This is a genomic window from Terrabacter sp. BE26 (genome assembly GCF_041941675.1).
Classification (GTDB): domain Bacteria; phylum Actinomycetota; class Actinomycetes; order Actinomycetales; family Dermatophilaceae; genus Terrabacter.
Genome location: NZ_CP090122.1, coordinates 541417 through 563792 on the forward strand (window position 1 = coordinate 541417; position 22376 = coordinate 563792).

The 22376-nt window shown below is 71.3% G+C and carries 21 protein-coding genes; 7 read left to right on the forward strand and 14 right to left on the reverse strand.

Annotated features, from left to right (window positions below; genetic code table 11):
• The first annotated feature begins 55 nt into the window (after window positions 1-55).
• Window positions 56-556, forward strand: coding sequence for a signal peptidase I (lepB, locus tag LQK93_RS02585; protein ID WP_374970015.1), 501 nt, complete (start codon window positions 56-58; stop codon window positions 554-556).
• Here the strand turns inward: lepB and LQK93_RS02590 are convergent.
• Window positions 534-1586, reverse strand: coding sequence for a BTAD domain-containing putative transcriptional regulator (locus tag LQK93_RS02590; RefSeq protein WP_374970016.1), 1053 nt, complete (start codon window positions 1584-1586; stop codon window positions 534-536). The genes lepB and LQK93_RS02590 overlap by 23 nt on opposite strands.
• Window positions 1587-1775: 189 nt before the next feature.
• On the opposite strand from LQK93_RS02590, the gene LQK93_RS02595 reads away from it, so the two are divergent.
• Window positions 1776-2429, forward strand: a complete 654-nt coding sequence (locus LQK93_RS02595; protein WP_374970017.1) for a response regulator — start codon at window positions 1776-1778, stop codon at window positions 2427-2429.
• Window positions 2419-3807 (forward strand): sensor histidine kinase, encoded by a 1389-nt coding sequence (locus LQK93_RS02600; protein WP_374970018.1) that lies wholly within the window; start codon window positions 2419-2421, stop codon window positions 3805-3807. Before LQK93_RS02595 ends, LQK93_RS02600 begins: the two co-directional genes overlap by 11 nt.
• Here LQK93_RS02600 and LQK93_RS02605 read toward each other — a convergent pair.
• Genes LQK93_RS02605 through LQK93_RS02615 form a run of 3 tightly spaced genes read right to left on the reverse strand, consistent with a single transcriptional unit; the run spans window position 3796 to window position 6163 of the window.
• On the reverse strand, window positions 3796-4092 hold the full coding sequence (locus tag LQK93_RS02605) for a MoaD/ThiS family protein (protein ID WP_374970019.1): 297 nt from the start codon (window positions 4090-4092) through the stop codon (window positions 3796-3798). The genes LQK93_RS02600 and LQK93_RS02605 overlap by 12 nt on opposite strands.
• Window positions 4093-4109: 17 nt before the next feature.
• Window positions 4110-5192 (reverse strand): WD40/YVTN/BNR-like repeat-containing protein, encoded by a 1083-nt coding sequence (locus tag LQK93_RS02610; RefSeq protein ID WP_374970020.1) that lies wholly within the window; start codon window positions 5190-5192, stop codon window positions 4110-4112.
• Window positions 5193-5206: 14 nt separating this feature from the next.
• Window positions 5207-6163, reverse strand: coding sequence for a 2-hydroxyacid dehydrogenase (locus LQK93_RS02615; RefSeq protein ID WP_374970021.1), 957 nt, complete (start codon window positions 6161-6163; stop codon window positions 5207-5209).
• 71 nt (window positions 6164-6234) lie between these two features.
• On the opposite strand from LQK93_RS02615, the gene LQK93_RS02620 reads away from it, so the two are divergent.
• Entirely contained in the window at window positions 6235-6897 is a 663-nt protein-coding gene (locus tag LQK93_RS02620) for an MOSC domain-containing protein (protein ID WP_374970022.1), read from the forward strand.
• A 223-nt stretch (window positions 6898-7120) separates the two neighbouring features.
• Window positions 7121-8215 (forward strand): PQQ-dependent sugar dehydrogenase, encoded by a 1095-nt coding sequence (locus LQK93_RS02625; protein ID WP_374970023.1) that lies wholly within the window; start codon window positions 7121-7123, stop codon window positions 8213-8215.
• A gap of 126 nt (window positions 8216-8341) precedes the next feature.
• On the opposite strand, the gene gatB is transcribed toward LQK93_RS02625, so the two are convergent.
• From gatB to gatC, 3 genes are all read right to left on the reverse strand, one after another.
• Window positions 8342-9889, reverse strand: a complete 1548-nt coding sequence (gene gatB / locus LQK93_RS02630) for an Asp-tRNA(Asn)/Glu-tRNA(Gln) amidotransferase subunit GatB (RefSeq protein ID WP_374970024.1) — start codon at window positions 9887-9889, stop codon at window positions 8342-8344.
• Window position 9890: 1 nt separating this feature from the next.
• Window positions 9891-11420, reverse strand: a complete 1530-nt coding sequence (gatA, locus tag LQK93_RS02635; RefSeq protein ID WP_374971439.1) for an Asp-tRNA(Asn)/Glu-tRNA(Gln) amidotransferase subunit GatA — start codon at window positions 11418-11420, stop codon at window positions 9891-9893.
• Between the two features lie 120 nt (window positions 11421-11540).
• Window positions 11541-11837: an Asp-tRNA(Asn)/Glu-tRNA(Gln) amidotransferase subunit GatC gene (gatC, locus tag LQK93_RS02640; RefSeq protein ID WP_374970025.1), complete on the reverse strand. Its 297-nt coding sequence runs from the start codon at window positions 11835-11837 to the stop codon at window positions 11541-11543.
• Window positions 11838-11979: 142 nt separating this feature from the next.
• On the opposite strand from gatC, the gene LQK93_RS02645 reads away from it, so the two are divergent.
• Window positions 11980-12507 carry a hypothetical protein gene (locus LQK93_RS02645; protein WP_374970026.1) on the forward strand — a complete coding sequence of 176 codons (528 nt, stop codon included), beginning with the start codon at window positions 11980-11982 and terminating at the stop codon, window positions 12505-12507.
• Between the two features lie 52 nt (window positions 12508-12559).
• Here LQK93_RS02645 and LQK93_RS02650 read toward each other — a convergent pair whose 3' ends face one another.
• The 7 genes from LQK93_RS02650 to ligA all read right to left on the reverse strand — a co-directional run bounded on the left by LQK93_RS02650 (window position 12560) and on the right by ligA (window position 20610).
• Window positions 12560-13579 carry a branched-chain amino acid ABC transporter permease gene (locus LQK93_RS02650; protein ID WP_374970027.1) on the reverse strand — a complete coding sequence of 340 codons (1020 nt, stop codon included), beginning with the start codon at window positions 13577-13579 and terminating at the stop codon, window positions 12560-12562.
• Entirely contained in the window at window positions 13576-14445 is an 870-nt protein-coding gene (locus tag LQK93_RS02655) for a branched-chain amino acid ABC transporter permease (protein WP_374970028.1), read from the reverse strand. Before LQK93_RS02655 ends, LQK93_RS02650 begins: the two co-directional genes overlap by 4 nt.
• Before the next feature lie 127 nt (window positions 14446-14572).
• On the reverse strand, window positions 14573-15814 hold the full coding sequence (locus tag LQK93_RS02660) for an ABC transporter substrate-binding protein (RefSeq protein ID WP_374970029.1): 1242 nt from the start codon (window positions 15812-15814) through the stop codon (window positions 14573-14575).
• A 118-nt stretch (window positions 15815-15932) separates the two neighbouring features.
• Window positions 15933-16691, reverse strand: a complete 759-nt coding sequence (locus tag LQK93_RS02665; protein ID WP_374970030.1) for an ABC transporter ATP-binding protein — start codon at window positions 16689-16691, stop codon at window positions 15933-15935.
• A complete protein-coding gene (locus LQK93_RS02670) occupies window positions 16684-17460 on the reverse strand; it encodes an ABC transporter ATP-binding protein (protein ID WP_374970031.1) in 777 nt (258 codons plus the stop codon). The genes LQK93_RS02665 and LQK93_RS02670 overlap by 8 nt, the downstream gene beginning before the upstream one ends.
• 196 nt (window positions 17461-17656) lie before the next feature.
• The gene (locus LQK93_RS02675) at window positions 17657-18331 is read right to left on the reverse strand and encodes a hypothetical protein (protein WP_374970032.1); all 675 of its coding nucleotides are present in this window, start codon (window positions 18329-18331) and stop codon (window positions 17657-17659) included.
• Window positions 18332-18450: 119 nt separating this feature from the next.
• Window positions 18451-20610 (reverse strand): NAD-dependent DNA ligase LigA, encoded by a 2160-nt coding sequence (ligA, locus tag LQK93_RS02680; RefSeq protein ID WP_374970033.1) that lies wholly within the window; start codon window positions 20608-20610, stop codon window positions 18451-18453.
• Between the two features lie 184 nt (window positions 20611-20794).
• Between ligA and LQK93_RS02685 the strand changes: the two genes are divergently transcribed.
• Window positions 20795-22306 carry a long-chain fatty acid--CoA ligase gene (locus LQK93_RS02685; RefSeq protein ID WP_374970034.1) on the forward strand — a complete coding sequence of 504 codons (1512 nt, stop codon included), beginning with the start codon at window positions 20795-20797 and terminating at the stop codon, window positions 22304-22306.
• Window positions 22307-22376: the final 70 nt, after the last annotated feature.

Below are 22376 nucleotides of genomic sequence, written 5' to 3' on the forward strand. Positions count from 1 at the left end.
TCGAGGACGCGGATCCCCTGATGGCCCGCGCCGCCGCCTGCGGCGCAGGCTCACGGTGCTCGCCGTCGGTCTCGCCGTCGGGTCGCACTGGGTCGTCGAGCCGGTCCGTGTCACGTCCGACTCCATGAGCCCCACGCTCTCGCCCGGCGACCGCGTGGTCCTGCTGCGGTCGCCGTGGGCGGGAACCGTGTCACGCGGTGACGTCGTCGTCGTGGGTCCCGGGTGGGCCGAGCGGGCCGAGCGGGCGGCGTCCTCCAGGAGCGAGGCCGCCCAGGCGCCGACCGACACGTCGTGGGTCAAGCGCGTCGTCGCCCTGGGCGGCGACGCCGTCGGCCTCGAGGACGGGCGGCTCGTCGTGAACGGCGCACCGGCGGTCGAGCCGTGGGTCGACGAGGAGTCGATGGACGGCGTCTGGTTCGGCCCCGTCACCGTGCCGGCGGGCGCCGTCTTCGTCATGGGCGACGACCGCGCCCGCTCCGTGGACTCCCGAGTCCTCGGGCCCGTGCTCCTCGATGAGCTCGACGGGCGCGTCGTCACGCCGTGGCCGCTGTCCTGACGCGCTCGGCCGGGCGGCCGACCGAGAGAGCCGCCGACACCGGCACACTCGCACTCGCGGCGCGCAGCAGGGACCGGAGGCGCCGGCAGTCCTCCTCGAGGGAGGCGAGCGCCTGCGGCTGCGCGGCGGCCCCGGTCCCTCGGCCTCCGGCCGTGGGCGTGACGGGCAGCCGGCCCGCTCCACGAGCCGGCGCCCCGTGGGCGAGCAGCCCCACGTGCAGGCGCACGACAGCGTCCACGAGGTCACGCAGCCCGTCGTCGTCCGACGACGTCGCCGCGAGCAGGCGGGTGAAGACCACGCGCAGTCCCGGTCCCGGGTCGCAACCGAGCTCGTCGGCGAAGATCGAGCGGCAGGTCTCGTACTCTCGCATCGCCTCGGCCTGGCGCCCCTGTCGCTCCAGCGACTCGAGCAGCACCTGCCAGGCCGCCTCGACCAGCACGTCGCGCTCGATCGCGGCCCGGGCCCACGTCTCGGCCCTTGCCGGTTCGTCGTGGTCGAGCGCGAGCCGGGCCGCGTCCGTCAACACTCGCAGCACCCTCGCGTGGTGACCGGAGACGTGCTCCTCGAGCCACGGCAGGTCTCCATCCACCGGAGCCAGCGGACGCTCGACGAGAGCCAGGGCAGCGGCATACGAGTCAAGCGCGGCCGCCCCGCTCGACCCGGCCGCGCGTGCAGCGGCCGCGAGCCGGGCGAACTCGACGACGTCGACAGGAGCCCGGTCCACGTCCCAGCGATAGCCGCCGGGAACGGTGACGACCGGCGACGCGCCATGGAACACGGTCCCTAGGCGCTTCCGCAGCACGCTGACGTAGGCCTCCAGGGTCCCGAGCGCTCCTGCGGGCGGCGCACCACCCCAGAGGAACTCGATGAGGCGCCCCTTGGAGACGCTCCCACCGGCCTCGAACAGCAACGCCAACAGCACCTGACGCGACTTGGTGCCCCCCACCCCTCTCGGTCCCAGGGTGAGGTCCCCGTCTCCCACGACGAGTCCCCCACACAGGCGTACGCGCAGCCCAGTAGTTGTGTCCATCCGGATCCCCCCCTTTTGGTACGCCTCCATGTTCTGCGCGTCCGGGCGGCGCCGGAACGCCCAGCGGCGGGGGTCCCGACCCCCAGTTTTCGTGGGACGTTCTTGCACACACCGGGCCCCGAGCCGTGATACTGGTCGCGCAGCGGTGCGCCGGGGAGGGCGCGCCGTCCTGACGACGAGGGGGGCTCGATGTCGTCCGAACCGATGCGTGTCCTGGTCGTCGACGATCACCGAACGGTCGCCGACGCCCTGTCGCTCGCCGTGTCCGCACAGTCGGACATGGTGAGCGTCGGCACCGCGGGCGGAGTCGCCGACGCGCTCGCGGCCATCGACCGGGAGCGGCCGGACGCGATCGTCATGGACGTGCACCTCCACGACGGGGACGGCATCGACCTGACCCGGCGCGTCACCGACGCCCACCCGCACGTCCGCGTCGTCGTTCTCACCGCCCACGTCACCCATGCCCTGCTGGGCCGCGCCGCCGAGGCAGGAGCATCCGCCCTGCTGCCCAAGGGCGACCCGCTCGCCGAGCTGATCCAGTCGGTGCGCGAGGCCAGCCGTGGGAGCTTCGCCGTCCATCCGGTGCTGCTGCGGGCCCTCGTCGGATCGGGGTCCAGCAGCCGGGACACGTCACAGCTCCTGACCTCTCGCGAGCAGCAGGTCCTCGCCCTGCTCGCCCAGGGCAAGGACCCCACGGCCATCGCCCGCACCCTCGGCATCTCGGTGCTCACCTGCCGTGGCTACATCAAGAACGTCCTCGTGAAGCTCGACGCGCACAGTCAGCTCGAGGCCGTCATGATCGCCCTGCGCCGCAGGCTGATCCGGCTCGACCATGAGCTCTGACGACGCCTCCGCTGGGGCGCCCCGAGAGCCGAGCCCGGCCGGCCGCTCGACGGTGGTGCGAAGCGCCGTGACCCGGTTCGTGGTCTGGAGCGCCGCGGCGCTGCTCGTCGTCGCGTCGGGCACACTGCTGCTGTCCACGCCCCTTGCCGAGTCCCTCTCCCTCCACGAGGCCACCGTCCGGAGCGTCGCGTTCGCCAACTCCGCCGTGGCCCCCCTCGTCGACGAGGGCGTGCGCGCCGGTAGACCCGAGGCGATGACACCCCTCGTGCGCCTCATGCGGGCACGGATGGCCGACGGGTCCGTCACCCACATGAAGATCTGGACCGCCGACGGGCAGGTGCTCTGGAGTGACGAGCCGGGGATGTCCGGGAGGACGTACGAGCTGGAGCCCGACGTCGTCGGGCTCTTCGGGGGTACCGGCGCGATCGCGGAGGTGTCCGCGCTCGACAAGCCCGAGAACGATGCCGAGCAGCTCCACGAGCGGCTCATCGAGGTCTACGTGGGCTTCCGTGCTGCCGACGGTCATCCCCTGGTCTTCGAGGCCTACTGGCCCACCGAGCGCCTCCAGCACGACGTCGCCGGCATCCGCTGGGCGTTCACCACCCTCGGCCTCGTCTCGCTTCTCCTGCTCGCCGTCGCCCTTCTCCCACTTGCCCTGTCCCTCGCCCGACGCGTCGACCGCGGCCTCGCCGAGCGCGAGGAGATGATGGCCCATGCGCTGTCCGCCTCCGACCTCGAGCGCCGACGTCTCTCGCAGGACCTCCATGACGGGCTCGTGCAGGACATCGCGGGTCTCGGGTACGCGTTGCCTGCCGTGGCGGCAGCCCTCCCCGAGGAGGCGACCGCGGAACGTCGCCTCCTCGAGCACGCGATGGCCGACCTCGCGCGCAGCGCTGCGGGTGCCCGCGAGCTGCTCAGCGACGTCTACCCGGAGGACCTGCGCAGCGGTGGACTCGTGGCGGCCGTCGAGGACCTCGCGGATCGGCAACGCCGCACCGGCACCGACGTCCACGTCTTCGTGGACACTCGTCTGGAGGACTCGCTCGCCGTCGCCCAGCTCACGTTCCGCGTCGTGCGTGAAGGGCTGCGCAACGTCGCCAAGCACGCGCACGCATCGACCGTCGCGGTGTCGGCCGCCCTCCATGGCGGGCACGTCGTGGTCGAGGTGCGCGACGACGGCGTGGGGCCCCCTGCGGCGTCTGACGAGCCGCCGTCCGCACCACACGGTGGTGGGCACCTCGGGCTCCGGTTGCTGCGCGACACCCTGCGGTCCGTGGGCGGCGAGCTGACCCTGCGCCACCAGCTGACAGGTGGAGCGGTGCTGCGTGCCGACTTCCCCGTGGTGGGGCTGACCTCCCGGGTGTCGTCAGCCCCCTGAGACGGCGTTGATGATGTGGACGCGCGCGCCGGCCGGAACCGGGGCACCGACGCCCTCGCCGCGTGTTGCGTCCTCACCGTTGACGAAGACCTTGACGTGCCGGCGGATCTGGCCGCGCTCGTCGCGCACCTTCCCGTCGAGGATGCGATGACCTGAGAACGCCCGGTCGAGCAGCTCGGCCACGGTCTGCGACTCGGCCGGGGACTCGACCTCGATCTCCGCCAGGCCGCCGACGAGGTCGCGCAGCATGCCCGGCAGGATGACGTGGACGGGAGCGGACGGCATACGGAATCCTCTGTCTCTCAGCCGAGCTGGGCCGAGCGGACGACGAGGACGTCGGGCAGCTGCGTTGCGATGCGGGTGAAGGTCTCCCCCTCGTCGGCCGACGCGAAGACGTCGCCGTTGCGGGTGCCGAGGTAGATCCCGACCGGGTCGGCCTGGTCGAGCGATGCCGCGTCGCGCAGGACGCACGTGTAGCTGTGGCCGGGCAGACCGCTGGCCTGCTGGCGCCACGTCGCTCCGGCGTCGTCGGAGCGCTGCACCTGCAGCTGGGCGCCCGGCGGGATGCGCTCACCCGCGTCGGCGACCGGCACGACCCAGACCACCCCGGGCCGGCGTGGATGGGCGAGCACGGTGAACCCGAAGTCGGTGGGCAGCCCGTCGGCGATGGACTCCCACGTCTGCCCGTTGTCACGGGATCGATAGACGCCGTTGTGGTTCTGCGCGAACAGCTCGCCGTCACCCTGCCCTCGCGCGACCTTGTGCACGCACTGGCCGAACTCGGGGTACTCGTTGTCGGGCATGAAGCCGGCCCGGATGCCGGGGTTGCTCGGCGCCCAGGTCTCGCCGCCGTCGAGCGTGCGGTAGACGCCGCCCGCGCTCATGGCGACGAGCACCGACTCGGGGTGACCGGGCTCGGGCACGATCGTGTGCACCGCTCCCCCGCCGAAGCCGGGCTCCCACGACGGTCGGTGGGGATGGTTCCAGAGCCCCCGGACGAGCTCGTAGTGCTCGCCGCGGTCTGTGCTCTTGAAGAGGGCGTGCGGCTCGACGCCCGCCCAGACGACGTCGGCGTCGTTGGGGTCGGGGGTCAGCTGCCAGACGCGCTCGAGCGCCGCGTCGGTGTCGGCCGGGAAGGACAGGGCGCGCTCGGCGCTCTCGCTCCAGCTGCGGCCGCCGTCGACGGAGACCTGGACGGTCGGACCCCAGTGCCAGGACTTGACGCCGGCGAGGACGGACGAGCGGCCCTCTCGGGTGTCGACCGCCACCGAGGCGACCTCGCTCATGAGGAAGTGCGGGCCCTCCAGGGCCCACTCGCGACGGTCGGCGCTGCGAGCGATCCAGAGCCCCTTCCGGGTGCCGATCGCGACGATGGTCTCGGTCATGTTGACAGTGTCCACTACGGCGCCGGGTGCGACAAGGGTCCGGCGACGACGCCGTCGACCGGCTCGCCGGCGAGCAGCGCCTCGACCTGCCGACGGACCAGCGACATGGCGCGGGGGCGCATGGCGTCGGTCGCTCCCCCGGCGTGCGGGGTGATGAGCACACCGGGCGTGGACCACAGCGGGTGGTCGGGGGGCAGCGGCTCGGGGTCGGTGACGTCGAGCGCGGCCCGGAGCCGCCCCGACGCGCACTCGGCGACCAGGGCCTCGGTGTCGACCACGGGACCACGCGCGACGTTGACGAGAAGGGCCCCGTCCGGCATACGGCCCAGCATCTCGGCGTCCATCAGCCCACGCGTCGCGTCGGTGAGCGGCACGATGACCACGACGACGTCGTGCTGCGGCAGCAGCTTCCCCAGCTCGCCGATGCCGTGGACGTGCGGCACGAGCTCGTCGCCCGCGCGCGCCCGCGAGGCCACCGCCGTGAGGGTGACCTCGAAGGGCGCGAACCGCCTGGCGATCGCCCGGCCTATCCGGCCGTACCCCACGACGAGTACCCGCCGGTCCGCGAGCGCGGTGCGCAGGCGCAACGGCTCCCAGTGCGAGCGCTGTTGCGCCGCAAGGAACTCCGGGATGTCGCGGATGGAGGCCAAGGTCAGGGTCAGTGCGAGCTCAGCCGTCGAGGCGTCGTGGACGCCGGCCGCGTTGCAGAGCGTGACGCCGTCCGGCAGCTCGTCCACGAACTGCTCGTAGCCCGCGCTCTGGAGCTGGACGACCTCGAGCGAGGCGAGCCCCTCGACGACGTCCGCCAGCCGCAGGTTCGTCATGTAGGGCATGACGGCGAAGCGGATCTCACTGCCACGCGGGTGCGGCCGGTCCATGTCCCACACGACGACGTCCACGCCGTCGAGATCCGCGAGGGCCTCGGCGTACTCGGGTTCGGGCACGGAGACGACGAGAGGAGTAGCGCTCATGGTCGCCACGCTAACGACGCCGCCCGGAAAGTCCGGAGCGGCTCGCGCGAGCGGCGGCTAGGCTCGCGGCCGTGACCAGCCACCCCCACGTCGTCGCGCTCGCCTCCGGACGGCGCACCGCCCCAGCCGGAGGAGGCCGGGCCACCGCCATCGACAAGCAGCCCGTCGACTGGTTCGAGGTGCGCGAGCCCGGACCCAAGCACGGCGGGCTCGGCAGTGGCGTCGTGGGCGACGAGATCGGCAACCCGAGACACCACGGCGGCTCGCTGCAGGCCGTCTACGCCTACCCGCGCGAGGACCAGGAGTTCTGGGCGCAGCAGATCGGTCGGCCGATCCGCCCGGGAGGCTTCGGCGAGAACATCACGACCGTGGGCGTCGAGATGACCCACGCGCTCGTGGGCGAGCTGTGGCGCGTCGGCGAGGTCGTGCTGCGCGTCGAGGGTCCCCGGGTCCCGTGCCGGACGTTCGCGACCCACATGGGCGAGCCCCGCTGGGTGCGGCGCTTCACCGAGGAGGGCCGCACCGGCGCCTACCTGTCGGTGGTCACCCCCGGAGTGGTCCACACCGGCGCCGAGGTCGTCGTCGAGCGACCGGGGCACGACATCGACGTGCTGCTGCTCTTCCGCGCCTTCAGCGGTGACCTCACCGCGGCCCGGCGCGTCGTCGAGGCCGAACCCGTCCACCCGGAGACCCGGGCCGAGCTGGCGGAGACCCTTCGGCGACGCGGCGCCTGACGCACCAGCGCTCCCGAGCCCGCGTGGGCCACAATGAGGTATGCCGCACACCTCCCGATCGACGAGCCGTGCCCTCACGGGCGTGGCCGTGGTCGCCGCCCTCGTGTCGGCGTGCTCGTCCGGCGCTCCCACGGGGCCGTCGACGACCGGGAGCACCGCGATCGGTTCCAGTGCGGCCACGTCCGCCGCCCCTACCTCTGCCCCCACCGGGAGCGACACGAGCGTGCCGACGAGCACCGCGCCGGGCCCGTCGACCGGCTCCGCCACGCCGCGCACGATCCCCGAGCCGCGACGAAGCACGCCGGCGGCACGACCGAGCACGGCCACGACCCGCGCACCGGCGCCCGAGCCGACGGGGCCGGAGACCCTGCTCAGCGGCCTGGACATCGCCTGGTCGGTGGCACCGCTGCCGGACGGGAGCGCCCTGGTCAGCGAGCGCAACACCGGCCGGGTCTACCACGTGCCCAAGCCGGGCACCGGCGGCCGGGCGACCGTCGCGGGACACCTGCCCATCTCGCGCACCGAGGGCGAGGGCGGGCTGCTCGGCCTCGCCGTTCCCCACGACTTCGACGAGAACTCCGTCTTCTACGCGTACTACTCGACCGACAGCGACAACCGCATCGCGGCGGTCCCCTGGCGCGACGGCGTCCTCGGCGAGCCCGACGTGATCTTCACCGGCATCCCGCGCGGTCGGAACCACAACGGCGGCCGGATCGCGTTCGGTCCGGACGGCTTCCTCTACGTCGGCACCGGCGAGGCCGGCGACACCTCCCTGGCGCAGAACCTCAGCTCGCTCGGCGGCAAGATCCTGCGCATCACCACCGATGGCGACCCCGCCCCCGGCAACCCCTTCGGCGGTTCACCCATCTGGTCCTACGGCCACCGCAACGTCCAGGGTCTCGCCTGGGACAGCCGGGGACGCCTGTGGGCCAGTGAGTTCGGCCAGAACACCTATGACGAGCTCAACCGCATCGAGCCCGGCAGGAACTACGGCTGGCCGCTCGTCGAGGGCCGCGCCGGCAAATCCGACTTCGTCGACCCCGTCGCGCAGTGGCCCACGTCGCAGATGTCACCCAGCGGCATCGCGGTCGGCCCGGACGGGGCCGTCTACCTGGCTGCGTTGCGCGGAGAGTCGGCGTGGCGGGTCCCGGTCGCCGCGGACGGCGCCGCCGGACCGCCGGCGCGCTACCTGCAGGGGAAGTACGGCCGCATCCGCGACATCCGCTTCGTCGGGGACCGGGTCTGGATCACGACGAGCAACAACGACCGCAGGGACCGGCTGGTCTCCCTGCCGCTCGCCGACGTCGGCGCCCGCTGACCGACCGCCCCTCCCACCGTCGAGAGGCCACCTCCGGCCGCCTGGAAACCGTCGAAAGGCCACTTCTCGCGGTCGAGAAGTGGCCCTTCGACGGTCAGCGGGTCACAGACATCGGCCCCTCGACGGTCACTGGAGCTTGGCGAGGATGAGCTCGCGGGCCTTGCCGGCGTCGGCCTGGCCCTTCATCTGCTTCATCACCTGGCCGATGAGCGCTCCCGCGGCCTGCACCTTGCCGTCGCGGATCTTCGCCGCGACGTCGGGGTTGGCCGCGATGACGGTGTCGACGGCGGCCTCGAGAGCCCCGTCGTCCTGGACGAGCTCGAGCCCGCGGGCGTCGGCGACGGCCGTCGGCGTGCCCTCGCCCGCGAGGACGCCGTCGAGCACCTGGCGCGCCAGCGAGTCGTTGAGCCGGCCGGCCGTCACCATCCCGTCGAGCTCGGCGATGTGCGCCGGCGTCAGGCCCAGGCCCGCGGCATACGTGACGATGTCCTGGCCCTCGGCGTTGGCGCGGCGGGACGGCTCGCCGAGCCACCACTTCCGCGCTGCGGCAGGGCTCGCGCCGGCGGCCACCGTCTCCTCGATGAGCGCGACCGCGCCCGCGTTGACGACGTCGCGCATCTCGAGATCGCTGTAGCCCCAGTCGTCCTGGAGACGGCGGCGACGCTGGGCGGGAGGCTCGGGCAGCGTCTGGCGCAGCGCCTCGACCGTCTCGCGCGTCGGCGCGACGGGCACGAGATCGGGCTCGGGGAAGTAGCGGTAGTCATCGGCGTCGGACTTGACGCGGCCCGAGGTCGTGATGCCGGTGTCCTCGTGCCAGTGACGCGTCTCCTGGAAGATCGTGCCGCCGGCGTCGAGGATCGCCGCTTGGCGGGAGATCTCGTAGCGCACGGCACGCTCGACCGAGCGCAGCGAGTTGACGTTCTTGGTCTCGGTGCGGGTGCCGAGCGGCACGGCGAGCTGCTCCTCGCTGGTCGGCTCGCCGACGCGCGGGCGCAGCGACACGTTCGCGTCGCAGCGCATCGAGCCCTGCTCCATCCGGACGTCGCTGACGTCGAGGGCGCGCAGCAGGTCACGCAGCGCGGACACGTATGCCTTGGCCACCTCGGGCGCGCGCTCCCCCGTCCCGACCATCGGCTTGGTGACGATCTCGATGAGGGGGATGCCGGCGCGGTTGTAGTCGACGAGCGAGTGGTCGGCGCCGTGGATGCGGCCGGTCGCGCCCCCGATGTGCAGTGACTTGCCGGTGTCCTCCTCCATGTGGGCACGCTCGATCTCGACCCGGTAGGTGCTGCCGTCCTCGAGCTCGACGTCGAGGTAGCCCTCGTAGGCGATCGGCTCGTCGTACTGCGAGGTCTGGAAGTTCTTCGGCATGTCCGGGTAGAAGTAGTTCTTCCGGGCGAAGCGGCACCACTCGGCGATCTCGCAGTTGAGGGCCAGGCCGATCCGGATGGCCGACTCGACCGCCTTCTCGTTGACGACCGGCAGGCCGCCGGGCAGGCCGAGGCACACGGGGCAGACCTGCGAGTTCGGCTCGGCGCCGAACTCGGTCGCGCAGCCGCAGAACATCTTGGTGGCCGTGTGCAGCTCGACGTGCACCTCGAGGCCCAGCACCGGGTCGAACTTGGCCACCGCCTCGTCGTAGTCCATGACGGCGTCGGTCGCGACCGTGGTCATCTCAGGCTCCCTTCGCAGCAGCAGCGCCGCCCAGCGCGGGCGCACGGTCGAGGATCGGACCGCCCCAACGGTCGACGAGAGCGGCCTCGAGGGCTGCGCCGACGGCGTAGAGCCGCTCGTCCTTCATGGCCGGGGCGAGGATCTGGATGCCGGCCGGCAGGCCGTCCTCGTCGGCGAGGCCCGACGGGATCGACATGCCGGGGACGCCGGCGAGGTTGGCCGGGATCGTGGCGATGTCGTTGAGGTACATGGCCATCGGGTCCTCGAGCTTGTCGCCGAGCTTGAACGCCGTGGTCGGCGCCGTCGGGCTGACGAGCACGTCGACCTTCTCGTACGCGTTGGCGAAGTCCTGGGCGATGAGCGTGCGGACCTTCTGCGCCGAGCCGTAGTAGGCGTCGTAGTAGCCCGAGCTCAGGGCGTACGTGCCGAGGATGATGCGGCGCTTGACCTCGTCGCCGAAGCCGGCGTCGCGCGTGGCCGCCATGACCTGCTCGGCGCTCGGGGCCTCGACGCCCTCGGGCAGCACGCGAAGGCCGTAGCGCATCCCGTCGAACCTGGCGAGGTTGCTCGACGCCTCGCTCGGGAGGATGAGGTAGTAGGCCGCGAGGGCGTAGTCGAAGTTCGGGCAGCTCACCTCGACGACCTCGGCGCCGAGCTCCTCGAGCAGAGCCACCGACTCCTCGAAGCGGCTGCGCACACCGGGCTGGTAGCCCTCGCCGCCGAGCTCCTTGACGACGCCGACCCTCATCCCGCGCACGTTCGCGGCGCGGGCGGCCTCGACGACCGCCGGCACCGGCGCGTCGATCGAGGTCGAGTCCATCGGGTCGTGGCCGCCCATCACGGCGTGCAGCAGCGCGGTGTCGAGCACCGTACGGCCGCAGGGGCCGGCCTGGTCGAGCGAGCTGGCGAGCGCCACGAGGCCGTAGCGCGAGACACCGCCGTAGGTCGGCTTGGTGCCGACGGTCGCCGTGACGGCCGCGGGCTGGCGAATGGAGCCGCCCGTGTCGGTCCCCGTGGCGAGCGGAGCCTGGAACGAGGCGAGCACCGAGCTAGAGCCGCCGCCCGAGCCGCCCGGGATGCGCTCGAGGTCCCACGGGTTGCGCGACGGGCCGTAGGCCGAGTGCTCCGTGGAGGAGCCCATCGCGAACTCGTCCATGTTCGTCTTGCCGAGGATCGGCAGCCCGGCCTCGCGCAGCTTCGTCACGACGGTCGCGTCGTAGGGCGGGATCCAGCCCTCGAGGATCCGGCTGCCGCAGGTGGTCGGGACGCCCTTGGTCGTCATGACGTCCTTGACCGCGATCGGCACTCCGGCCAGGGCGCCGAGGCTCTCACCGGCCCGGCGCCGCTCGTCGACCGCCCGCGCCTGCGCGAGGGCGCCCTCGGTGTCGACGTGGAGGTAGGAGTGCACCTGGCCGTCCACCTCGGCGATCCGGTCGAGGTGCGCCTGCGTCACCTCGACGGCGCTGATCGTCTTGCTCGCGAGGGCGTCGGCCAGCTCGGCGGCGGTGGCCCTCGTCAGGTCGGTTGGCAGGTCGGTCACGTCGGTGCCTTCGGTTCGTAGCTGCGACAAGAGGTTTCGTGAGTGCCCGTCACGGGCGGGGGCGTATGCCGGGTGCTCGGCGACACGGCATACGCGGGCGTCCTGGGCTGCTCAGTCCTCGTCGAGGATGCGCGGGACGGAGAAGCGCTGCTGCTCGGCCTCCGGCGCGCCGGCGAGGACCGCCTCGGCGCCGAGGCTCGGCCGGACCACATCAGGACGGGTCACGTTGGTCAGCGGCATCGGGTGCGACATCGGCGCCACGCCGTCGGTCGCCGCCTGCTGCACCTTCGCGACGGACTCGAGGATCACGGAGAGCTCACCCACCATGCGGTCGAGCTCGGCCTCGGAGAGGTCGATGCGGGCGAGGCCGGCCAGGTGGGCCACGTCGTCACGGGACAGGGATGACATGCGAGTCAGTCTATGGGGCTGCCCGTGCGGCCCGGACCGGCCTCCCGGTGGCAGCGACAACTCGTGCGCATCCACCCGTGTCCTGCGGTGGGGGTGGCTCGTTGAGCACACCGATCCACGAACCGCGCAAGGAGACCCCTCGATGACGAGCCCTGCCAGCTCCGCCACCGCCACCCCCGAGCCCGCGAAGGGCGCGACCGCCGGTGCAGCCCTCGGTGCGACCCCCGACCCGACCCCCGCGACACCCGGCCCGACCCCCGCGACACCCGGCGGCGACCGGGCCTCTGCGAAGGCCGAGGCGGCCCCGGCGCGGCGCTCCCTCGACCTGCGGGCGGGCGCGCGGCGCGCCGCGACCCTGACGGGCGCAGGGGTCAGGCGGCTGCGCACCATGCTGGGCGAAACCGTCTGGATCGTGTGCCTTCTCGCAGCGGCCTCCCTGCTCATCGGCACCGCCCTGGTCGTCGTCGGGGCGAACACCCACAACGCCCTCGTGCAGGGCGTGCTGCACGCTGCCGACTGGGCCGACCTCGGTGTCTTCAGCCGCACGGCCGGGGTCAAGCAGTTCACCGGCGACGGCGCGGCGATGAAGAACGCCCTGACCAACTGGGGACTCGGCGCGGTCGCCTGGCTCGTCGTGGGGCGCATCGCCCGGCGCTTCCTCACCCCCTGAGCGGACGTCACGCCCCAGTTTGCGCACGCTCCGAGGGCGGCCGGGAGCGGCCTCAGTCGCGGACGCGCTGGCGCCGGTCGAGGACGTAGCGGCGCAGGACGTTGCGGCCGGTGCCCCAGATGCCGTGCCGGAACAGCAGGACGATGACCACGAAGATCGTGCCGGTGATCAGGCCGATGCCCTCGAAGCCGGCGCTCGCGAGGTAGTCCTCGAGCGTCACCACGACTCCCGCACCGACGAGGCCACCCCACAGGGTCCCGATCCCGCCGAGCACGGTGACGAGCACGACCTTCCCGGACGTCGTCCACATCAGCTCCTGGAGCGAGGCGAACTGGTGGCTGACGGCGAAGACGCCACCGGCCAGGCCGGCGAGGCCGGCCGAGATGACGAACGCCGTGATCTTGTAGCGCTCCACGTCGTAGCCGAGCGCCCGCGCCCGTGACGGGTTGTCGCGTACGGCCGTCAGCACACGCCCGAAGGGCGAGTTGACGACCCGCCAGGCGAGCAGGATGCCGAGCAGGATGATGACGGCACCGACGTAGTAGAAGTAGAACGGATCGTTCTCGACGGCCTCGATGCCGAAGAAGTTGCGCGGGATGCCCTGCAGTCCGTTCTCACCGCCCGTGAGGTCGCGGGCCTGGTTGGCGATGAAGTAGAGCATCTGCGCGAAGGCCAGGGTCACCATCGCGAAGTAGATGCCCGTGCGCCGCACCGACAGGTAGCCGATGGGCCAGGCGATGGCCATGGAGAAGAGGGCCCCGCCGAGCACGGCGACGGGGAACGGGACGCCCCAGTGCGTGGCGATGAGGCCGGTGCAGTACGCCGAGCCTCCCCAGAAGGCAGCGTGCCCGAAGCTCAGCAGCCCGGTGAAGCCCAGTAGCAGGTCGACGCTGATCGCGAAGAGTCCCCAGCACAGGATGTCCATCGCGACGGGCGGGTAGATCCAGTAGGGCAGCATCACGACGACGGCGAGACCTGCCAGGAGCATCACGTAGCGCAGCGGGTTGCGGCGCGACAGGATCGAGGGCTGGGCCAGGTCGACGTCGACCTTGGCGGTCATCTGCTCGCTCATGCGACCTCCTCCCGTCCGAAGAGCCCCGAGGGCCGGACGAGGACGACAACCGCCATCAGGACGAAGATGACGATCTGGGCGAACGTGGGGGCGTAGGCGATGCCGTAGGCCTCGACAAGTCCGACGAGGAACCCTGCGACCACCGCCCCGAGGATGGATCCGAGGCCGCCGATGACGACGACCGCGAAGAGGATGATGATGAAGTTGCTGCCCATCTCCGCGGTGATGGCCCGGGTCGGGGCGGCCAGGACGCCGGCGAGTCCGGCGAGGGCGATGCCGAACCCGAAGACCGGGGTGACCCACCGGCCAACGTTGATGCCGAGCGCGCGGGTGCGTTCGGGAGCCTCCGTCGACGCCCGCACGATCATGCCGATGCGCGTCCTCGTCAGCAGCAGCCCGACCGCGACGCAGACGGCGACCGAGAAGAGGCAGGCGAAGATGGAGTACGTCGAGAGGTTGACGCTGCCGACACTCACCTGGCCGCCGAGGCCGGCAGGCACCTCGTAGGGCAGCCCGGAGACGCCGGAGCGCTGCTTGACCGCCTCGACGAGGATCAGGGTCAGGCCGAAGGTCAGCAGGAAGTTGTAGAGCGGGTCGAGCGCGAGCAACCAGCGCACGAGGAGCCGCTCGATGAGCACGCCGAAGCCGAACATGAGGATCGGCACGACGACGAGCGCGACCCAGAAGCCGGCGTGCAGCTCGCTGAGCAGGACGGCGGAGATGACGGCGCCGAGCATGTAGCACGCGCCGTGGGAGAAGTTCACGACCCCGAGGACACCGAAGATCACGGCGAGCCCCAGCGCGGACAGCGCGTAGAAGCCGCCGGCGGCGAGCCCCTGCAGGGTGTACTGGACGAATGCGCTCATGTCTCTCGTTCGGTTCGGGGTCGATCGGAAGAAGCCGGGGTGGAGCCGGCGCTCTGCGCCGGAATGCCGTCCGGCGCGCCCTCGTGGGCGCCACCGGACGGCATACGGTCCCTCGCAGGACCTCAGGTCAGCTCATCGAGCACGCCGGGTTCACGGGGCCGTAGGCCTCGGCTGCGGGGATCGTCTTGACGATGTCCTCGTAGTCCCAGTCCTCGGAGGCGGAGCTCTTGACCTTCGCCAGGTACATGTCGTGGATGACGGCGTGGTCGGCCTTGCGGACCTCGCCGTTGCGGAGGAACACGTCGTTGATCTTCTTGCCCTCGAGCTGGCCCACGACCGCATCGGCATCGTCGGTGCCGGCCGCCTGGACCGCCTCGAGGTAGTTGAGGGCCGCCGAGTAGTTCGCGGCATGCGCGAACGACGGACGCGTGTTCGTCTTCTCCTTGAAGCGGTCGGCCCACTTCTTGTTCTGCGCGTCGAAGTTCCAGTACCACGCGTCGGTGAACTGCGTGCCGGCGAACTGGTCGAGACCGAGCGAGTGGATGTCGGTGATGAACATCAGGCCGACGGCGAGCTGCACCTTGCCCTTGAGGGGGCTCTGGTTGAACTGCTTCACGAAGTTGATGAGGTCACCGCCGGCGTGCATCGAGCCGATGACCTTGGGGTTGCCCTCACCTGCCTTGGTGATGAAGGTGGCGAAGTTGTCGCTCGGGAACGGCGAGGCGATCGACTGCCCGACCGAGCCGCCGGCGGCCTGGACCTCCTTCGTGAAGGACTTGTACATGTCCTGGCCGAAGGCGTAGTCGGGATAGACGATGTTCCACGACGTGCCGCCGGCCTTGGTGATGGTGCCGGCCGTGCCGCGCGCGAGCGCGGCGGTGTTGTAGGCCCAGTGGAACGTGTACTTGTTGCACTGCGCACCGGTCAGGGCCGTCGTGCCGGCGCCGATGTTGATGTAGAGCTTCTTCTTGTTCTTGGCCTGCGTGGCGACGGCCAGACCGGCCGCGGAGTTCGGCACGTCGAGGATGATGTCGGCCTTCTGGCGGTCGTACATCTCCTGGGCCTTGGAGTTGGCGACGTCGGCCTTGTTCTGGTGGTCGGCCGTGACGATCTCGATGTCCTTGGCGACGGCCTTGTCGCCGTACTTGGCCTTGTAGTCGTCGATGGCCAGCTGGATGGCGACCTTCGAGTTGGGGCCGGAGAGGTCCTTGTAGACGCCGGACTGGTCGTTGAGCAGACCGATGACGACCTTGTCGTCGGTCAGCTTGCTCGAGCCGCCCGACTGGGGGCCGCCGTGCCCGCACGCGGCGAGCGCAAGTGATGCGGTGGCTGCGATGGCGATGCTGCCCTGGACTGTCCTGCTGCGCATGGCCCCTCCTGGGGTGTTGCTGGGATCGGTGACGAGATGGGTGTCGGGTGTGGCGGGATGAAGCCGGTGGTGCGGGGGATGGCACGAGGCGCAACCGGGGAGGGCGGACTAGGACGGGTTACATGCCGAGGTAGCTCAGCAGCTCGCCCTCGCGAGCCCGGAAGTCGTCGTTGGGAAGGTGCTCGACGACCTTGCCCTGGGCCAGCAGGTAGTGCCGGTCGGCCACCGTGGAGGCGAACTTGACGTTCTGCTCGACGAGCAGGACGCCGACTCCCTGGCCCTTGATGTCGCGGATGATCTCCCCGATGCGCGAGACGATGACGGGGGCCAGGCCCTCGCTCGGCTCGTCGAGCAGCAGCAGCCGCGATCCCATCCGGAGGACCCGGGCGATGGCGAGCATCTGCTGCTCGCCGCCGGAGAGCCTGGTGCCGGGGAAGTCCCGGCGCTCGTGCAGCACGGGGAAGAACTCGTAGACCCGCTCGAGGGGCCAGGCGTCTGCGTGCACGACGGGCGGCAGGAGGAGGTTCTCGGCGACGGTGAGGCTCGAGTAGATGCCGCGGTCGTCGGGGACCCAGCCGATGCCGGCCCGGGCGCGGGCGTCGGCCGAGCGCTTGCCGAGATCGCTCCCGTCGAAGGCGATCGTCCCCTCGGTCTGCCGGTGCAGGCCCATCACGGAGCGGAGCAGTGTCGTCTTGCCGGCGCCGTTGCGTCCAACGAGGGTGACCACCTCGCCCGGCGCGACGTCGATGGTGACGTCGGTCAGGACGCGGGCCTCGCCGTACCACGCGGACAGGGCCGAGACGTCGAGCATGCGCGGGCATGACTGTGTCGCAATGGCGCTCGAGTCGGCCTCCGTCGTCCGGGTGTCGTCACTCATGTGCTGCTCCCAGGTATGCCGTGATGACGCGGTCGTCGGTGCGCACCTGCTCGTAGGGCCCCTCCGCGAGAACCTGTCCCGACTGCAGCACCGTGACGCGGTCGGCCAGCGAGCCGACCACGTGCATGTTGTGGTCGACGAAGACGACGGTGCGGCCGGCAGCGAGCTGCCTGACGAGGGCGATCGTGCGGTCGACGTCCTCGATGCCCATGCCTGCGGTCGGCTCGTCGAGGAGGAGCAGCTTCGGGTCGAGCGCCATCGCGATGGCGAGCTCGAGTGCGCGCTTCTGGCCGTAGGCGAGCGAGGAGGCGGGTGCGCCGGCGCGGTCGGCGAGGCCCACCTGCTCGAGGAGGTCCATCGCCCGGTCCTTGAACCGTGACATCCGGGCGACGGAGCGCCACCACTGCCGGCCCATCCCGGTCGGGCTGGCGAGCGCGAGCTCGAGGTGCTCGCGCAGCGTCATCGCCTCGAAGAGGCTGGTGATCTGGAAGGAGCGCGCGATGCCGAGCGGGGCGATCTGCTCCGGCGCGCGCCCCGTGATGTCGTGGCCGTCGAAGAGCACCGTGCCGGACGACGGCGTCAGGAAGCCGGTGAGCAGGTTGAAGAGCGTGGTCTTGCCGGCGCCGTTGGGGCCGACGAGGGCGTGGACGGTGCCGCGCGCGACCGTGAGGTCCACCTCCGAGACGGCCCGGAAACCACGGAACTCCTTGGTCAGGGCCGTGGTCTCGAGCAACGGGGTACCCGTCAAGACCTGCACCTCCTCGTGCATCGCGCTGCGGTGAGCGGTGCCGACCGGCTGGGTCGATCGACTACGCAGAGCCTAGGGAGGCGCCCGCACGAAGTGACGGTGCCGGCTCACACACCTGGTTCGGCGATGTGGGTGCTGCGCACACGAAGGCCCGGCGCTGCCCCGACCGGTAGCGGTCGGGCGGCGCCGGGTCCTGGTGTGCGTGCCGCCGTCAGCGTCAGCGGCGCACCGTGGCGCTGGTGTGGCCCCAGATCAGCGTCGTGTCCGGGAAGACGACGCGGTAGTCGCGCGTGCTCGACATGGTGTAGCTGAAGGTGTAGCGACCGTTGGAGGCCGGGTAGACGTACTTGAGGCTCGTCCACGTCGTGGCGGTCGGCGCCTTGTACTGCACGGTGCCACGGACTCCGGTCCACGGCACGAACTTGTCAGCGGAGGGGGCGTACCGGGCTGCCGAGGTGGTGATCGTGACCTTCGAGCCGGACCTCGTGGCCGTCAGGCCGGACCAGCTGCCCAACCGCACGTCCATGATCGGGGTGTTCTGGGTGCACTGCTGGGAGAAGTCCGCGCTCAGGCAGGCTCCGGGCCGCCAGGTCCAGCGTCCGAGCGGTGCGTCGTCGTACATGTCGAACGGCTCGCTCCGCGTGCCGTCGAAGACCAGGGCGTCCACCGGGCCCTTGCTGGTGACGGCCTGCCACGCGGCGTGGGTGCCAGGGGCGCAGTTCGACGCGAGGGAGATGTTCGTGGTCTTGAACGGGCTCGAGATGGTCCAGCGTGACGGCGTGTTGACGCTGCACGTGCCGGCGGCGGAGGCCGGGGCCGCGGCGCTCACGGCGAGGGTTGCGGTCAGCGCCGCGATACCGGCGACGGCGCGGCGGAGGGTCGATCGAGACATGCGTGGGTTCCCCTGTCGAGAGAAAGTAGTGGCGAGTTGCAGGGCGATGTTAGGTGGGACGGCGATCTGGCGTGGACGAATCGCCCCAAAAGGCCGAAACCGGAGCCCAACCCGCGCGCTCAGTCGGGAGAACCGGTCTCCAGCAGGCGACGGAAGCCCTCCTCGTCGAGGATCGTGAGGCCCAGCTCTTCCGCCTTGGCGGCCTTGGAGCCGGCGTTGGCGCCGATGACGACGTAGTCGGTCTTCTTGGAGACCGAGCCGGAGGCCTTGCCGCCGCGGCTGATGATGGCCTCCTTGGTCTCGTCGCGGGAGAAGCCCTCGAGCGACCCGGTGACCACGACGGTCTTGCCCTCGAGCGTGCGCTCGACCGACTCGTCGACCTCGTCGGCCATGCGCACGCCGGCGTCGGCCCACTTGCGCACGATCTCGCGGTGCCAGTCCACCTCGAACCAGGCGGTGACGGCCTCGGCGATGACGCCGCCCACTCCCTCGGCCTGCGCGAGCTCCTCCGTGGTGGCGCCGCGGATGGCGTCCATGGACCCGAAGTGCGTGGCGAGGGCGCGTGCGGCCGTCGGTCCGACGTGGCGGATCGAGAGGGCGACGAGCACCCGCCACAGCGGTTGGCTCTTGGCCTTCTCGAGCTCGGCCAGCAGCGTCTCGCCGCCGGCGGACAGGACCCGGCCGTCGACGACCCGGTCGCCCGGGTCGGTGCGCTTGGCCGCACGCGTGTAGAGCGGGACGCGCGCCAGCTTCTCGCGGGTGATGCCGTACTCCCCCGCGTGCGGGCTGCCCTCGGCCGGGGCGAAGAGGTCCCCCTCGTCGGCGATGATGCCCGACTCCAGCAGCGCGATGGACCCCTCCCACCCGAGCGCCTCGATGTCGAGGCCGCCACGCGAGGCGAGAGCGAAGACCCGCTCGCGCAGCTGGCTCGGGCAGGAGCGCGTGTTGGGGCAGCGGATGTCCTTGTCGCCCTCCTTCTCGGGGGCGAGCGGGGTGCCGCAGGCGGGGCACTCGGTCGGCATGACGAAGGCGCGCTCGCTCCCGTCGCGCAGCTCTACGACGGGGCCGACGATCTCGGGGATGACGTCACCCGCCTTGCGCAGCACGACCGTGTCACCGATGAGCACGCCCTTGCGGGCCACCTCGTACGCGTTGTGCAGGGTCGCCTGCTCGACGGTGGACCCCGCGACGACGACGGGCTTCATCACGCCGTAGGGCGTCACGCGTCCGGTGCGCCCCACGTTGACCCGGATGTCGAGCAGCTTGGTGTTGACCTCCTCGGGCGGGTACTTGAAGGCGATCGCCCAGCGGGGCGCCCGCGACGTCGCACCGAGCTGGCGCTGCAGCGGCACCTCGTCGACCTTGACGACGATGCCGTCGATGTCGTGGGCGCGGTCGTGGCGGTGCTCTCCGTGGTAGGTGACGAACTCCTCGACGGCGGCGATGTCGTCGAGCACGCGCACCTCGTCCGAGGTGGGCAGCCCCCAGGCGCGCAGGACGGCATACGCCTCGCTCTGCCGCTCGACGTCGAAGCCGCGGCGGGCGCCGATCCCGTGGACGAGCATGTGCAGCGGCCGGCTGGCCGTGACCTTGGGGTCCTTCTGCCGCAGTGAGCCGGCGGCCGCGTTGCGCGGGTTGGCGAAGGGCGCCTTGCCCGCCTCGACGAGGCTGGCGTTGAGGTCGGCGAAACCGGCGGTCGGGAAGAACACCTCGCCGCGGATCTCGACGAGCTCAGGAACGTTGTCTCCCGCGAGTCGCCCGGGGATGCCCTCGATGGTGCGGACGTTGTTGGTGACGTCCTCACCGGTGCGCCCGTCGCCGCGGGTGAGCGCGCGCACGAGCCGGCCGTTCTCGTAGAGCAGGTTGATGGCGAGGCCGTCGATCTTGAGCTCGGTCAGGTAGTGGGCTCCGGTGCCGACCTCGCGCTCGACGCGCTCGGCCCACGTGCGCAGCTCCTCGAAGGAGAAGGCGTTGTCGAGGCTCAGCATGCGCTCGACGTGGTCGACGGTCTGGAACCCGGTGGCGAAGGAGGCCCCACCGACGTTCTGGGTCGGGCTCTCGGGGGTGCGCAGCGAGGGATGGGTCTCCTCGATCACGCCCAGCCGACGCATGATCTGGTCGTACTCGGCGTCGCTGATCGTCGGCGCGTCCTTGACGTGATAGGCGAACTGGGCGGCGGAGGCCCGCTCGGCGAGGTCGGCCCACTCCTGGTGGACCTCGGTCGGGACGTCGTCGGTGACGGGCTCGGGAACGGGCGCAGGGGCCGTCGTCTCGCTCACGCGCTCATCCTGCCAGTCACCTCCGACCGTGCGACTCCTCACATCTCGGCGGCCTCGTGTCGCACGCCTGTTCACGAGGCGACCCAGTGGTAACAATGGCCCGGAACCCGCCGGCCGCCCCACTGTGTGCACGGGTGCACGCACCGCCACCGCACGTGGCACCAGCCGCTGCAAAGGAGCAGAGATGACCAACCTCGCCGCCAACCTCGCCGCCACCGCGGCTCGTCTGCCCGACAAGGTGGGCATCCGGCTCGACTCGGCCGAGGTGAGCTGGGCGGCCCTGCACCGCGCGGCAGCGACCGTCGCGGCGCAGCTGCGGGCCGCGGGGCTGCAGGCCGGCGACCGCGTCTCGCTGATCCTGCCGAACGTCCCGGCCTATCCCGTCGCGTTCTACGGCACCCTGCTGGCCGGCGGCATCGTCGTGCCGATGAACCCGCTGCTCAAGGCCGGGGAGATCCAGTACTTCTACGAGGACAGCGGGGCCCGGTTCAGCTTCGTGTGGCCGGACTTCGCGGACGAGGCCGCGAAGGCGGCCGCCGAGACCGGCACGCGCCTGGTCGCGTGCGGGCCGATGGGGCCGGCGGAGGGCCAGTTCGACGCGAGCGAGTGCTCGGGCGCGCCGGTGCTCGAGCCGGTGGAGCGCACCGACGACGACACGGCCGTCATCCTCTACACGAGCGGGACGACGGGCAAGCCCAAGGGGGCCGAGCTCACCCACTTCAACCTGCACCGCAACGCGCAGCGGTCGGCGTCGGACATCATGCAGATCGCCGAGGACGACGTGATCATGGGCTGCCTGCCGCTCTTCCACGTCTTCGGTCTCACCTGCGGGCTCAACACGTCCGTCCAGCAGGGCTGCACGCTGACGCTGCTGCCCCGCTTCGACCCGGCCAAGGCCATCGAGATGCTCGGGCGCGACCGCGTGACGATCTTCCAGGGCGTGCCGACGATGTATGCCGCCATCCTCAACCACCCGGACGCCGAGCGGGCCGACACGAGCAGTCTGCGCACCTGCGTCTCCGGTGGTTCCGCGATGCCCGAGGCGGTCATGTCGGCCTTCGAGAAGAAGTTCGGGTGCCAGATCCTCGAGGGCTACGGCCTGTCCGAGACCTCGCCCGTGGCCTCCTTCAACATGCCCGACAAGCCGACCAAGCCGGGCACCATCGGGCGCGCCATCCCGGGTTGCGAGATGAAGCTCGTCGACCTCGAGGGCCACGACGTGCCTCCGGGCGGGATCGGTGAGATCGCCATCCGCGGCGAGAACATCATGAAGGGCTACTGGAACCGCCCCGAGGCCACGAGGGAGGCCATCCCCGACGGCTGGTTCCGTTCCGGCGACCTTGCCACCGTCGACGACGAGGGCTACTTCACGATCGTGGACCGCAAGAAGGACATGATCATCCGCGGCGGCATGAACGTCTACCCGCGCGAGGTCGAGGAGGTGCTCTACACCCACCCCGACGTGCTCGAGGCCGCCGTCGTCGGCATCCCCGACGACGTCATGGGCGAGGAGGTGGGTGCCGCCGTCGTGCTGCGGCCGGGGGCAGGCGCGACGCTCGAGGACGTCCAGATCTACGTCAAGGAGCGGCTCGCGGCCTACAAGTACCCGCGTCGCATCTGGCTCCTCGACGAGCTGCCGAAGGGGCCGACGGGCAAGATCCTCAGGCGTGAGGTCCGCCCGGTCGAGGCGCCCTGAGGTCCGCGACACGCCGCACGTTGCACGCGCCCTAGGTTTTGGAGTATTGCCCTGAATCGGTGACACTGGG